2 protein-coding genes are annotated in these 1,518 nt (G+C 65.8%); both read right to left on the reverse strand.

Annotated features, from left to right (window positions below; translation table 11 throughout):
- The coding region (locus tag MJD61_01825; GenBank protein MCG8554016.1) for a hypothetical protein at positions 1-517 on the reverse strand (517 nt) is incomplete at its 3' end.
- Between the two features lie 15 nt (positions 518-532).
- On the reverse strand, positions 533-1,518 hold a 986-nt coding region (locus MJD61_01830; protein MCG8554017.1), incomplete at its 5' end, for a hypothetical protein.

The following is a 1,518-nucleotide window of genomic DNA, read 5'->3' on the forward strand; positions in this document are numbered from 1 at the left end:
CCACGATCCCAACCGCGGCGCGCTTCATCTCGAGAGACTGGCGCATCGACTGCCGAAGGCCCGTAACGAGCAGTTCCTCGGTCTTGGGCTCTTTGGGCTTGCCGCGCCTGCGTCGCGCTCCGGCCGAGCCTCTCGCCTTCTTCTCGCGGTCTTTGCCCTGCGCTTCTTCCGCTTGCCCCTGGGAGCCTTCCTCCGCACCGCGCGCGGGTGGCTCGTCGGCGTCGGGTACGACCTCAGGCTCGGCCGCCGGCTCGTCGCTCGAGGTGGGCTCATCGCCCGGCGACTGGGCGAAAACCGCGGCCGGAACCGAGACGCAAACCAGTCCCGTCAGGATGGGCGGGATCAGGAGCGAGGGGCCCAGGCGCCTCGGACGGGAGCGGCTAGGGAGTGTCTTCTGAATCGGAGCATGTTGAAGACACTCCCTAGCATTCGGTGCTCGCGACAAGCCCAGGGGCTCATGGTAGGAAAGCACGGCTCCCGCGGAGCCGAAGTACGTAGGGTCGGACAGCGTTGGCATGCTTGCTCAGCCTTGCTACGGCGCAGCCGCAGCCTGTACAGAAGCCTGAAGCTGATTCGAAACCGTGAGCGTGATCCCGATGACGATCAGCGTGTCGTCCATGTCCGTGAGCGCCTCGGACAGGCATTGCTGTGCGTCTGGGAAGCCCTGGAAACCGGCAGACGCAGCCATGGCCGAGTTCAGGTAGGCCGTACCTACATGCTGCACCTCGCGCAGGTTGAGCTGCGTCGCCACGAACGCGGGCCAATTGCGGTGCAGGGTACCCATCAGCTTGGCCAGCATCTCTTCGCCCGTGGGTCCGGTCATCGGGTCCGGGCTACCACCCATCGCACTGGGATTCGGGTTCTGATTCGGAGTTGGGCTCGGAGCCGGGCCCATCAGCGTCTTGCCCACTAGGGTCACCGAAGCATTGGGCTCTGTGCAAACAGCCGAACGAGCGCGCACGCTGGCTTCGCAGGCCGCCTTGCAGTCTGCATCCGCGTGGATCGACGCCTGGCCTGCGCAGCTCGGCTCGATGAGCTCCGTCGAACACGTGCCTTCACAGGCTCCCGAACACGTGGTCATGTTGATCGAAACGCACGTGCCCGAACAGGTACCGGTGCACTCGCCGACGCACCTACCTTCGCAAATGCCGCTGCACTGGTCCAAGCACTTCGGGTGCTGGTTGGGGCATTGCTCGGAACACGTTCCGTCGCAGACACCCGCGCAGGTGCCCTTGCATGTCCCCCGACACTCCGCACCGGGGCAGGCGACCGGATTGCGGAAATGACACAGCCCGACGCAAGCACCGGCGCACCCGCCCATGGCCTCGCCCAGGCCGCACTGCACCGTGTCCATGGGCACGAACTGCAGGTCGCACTTCTCCACGCACTCCTGCACGGCCTCCGCTTCGACATAGCACTTGGGTGGAGGAATGCTCACGAGGAGTTGGGACGGGCCCGCAAGCGCACTGGCCACCACGCCATCCACGGCCTCGGAGACCATGCCGCAGCTGACCTCGA

The sequence above is a fragment of the Pseudomonadota bacterium genome (assembly GCA_022361155.1).
GTDB lineage: Bacteria > Myxococcota_A > Polyangia > Polyangiales > JAKSBK01 > JAKSBK01.